This window comes from Gilliamella sp. B14448G11, assembly GCF_016101765.1.
Taxonomy (GTDB): Bacteria; Pseudomonadota; Gammaproteobacteria; order Enterobacterales; family Orbaceae; genus Gilliamella; species Gilliamella apicola_N.
On the sequence record NZ_JACFPX010000068.1, the window covers coordinates 1 to 261 of the forward strand.

Here is a 261-nt window from a genome sequence, read left to right on the forward strand (position 1 = left end):
GAAATGATCAGATTTTTTATACATATCTTTATTTTATTTGTATTATTGGGATGAATATTCTAATTGTTGGTATGGTTATGTTTATTTTTGGATTTGATCATGAACTGGCACTAATTGGAATAATTGGTTTTATTACTTGTAGTTTTGGTTTATATCTAATTATTCCTGAATTCTACCAAAATGCATTTTCCCGTCTTGGTAATCCCATTATATTTAATCGTAAGACGGGTAAAGTGTATGTTAATGAAAGTTACTTTTTTA

The 261-nt window shown here is 26.4% G+C and carries 1 protein-coding gene; it reads left to right on the forward strand.

Going from position 1 to position 261, the window contains the following annotated elements; genetic code table 11:
* Positions 1–50: 50 nt before the first annotated feature.
* Positions 51–261, forward strand: a 211-nt coding sequence (locus H3S88_RS13205) for a DUF6708 domain-containing protein (protein WP_198229266.1), incomplete at its 3' end; no start/stop codon positions are given.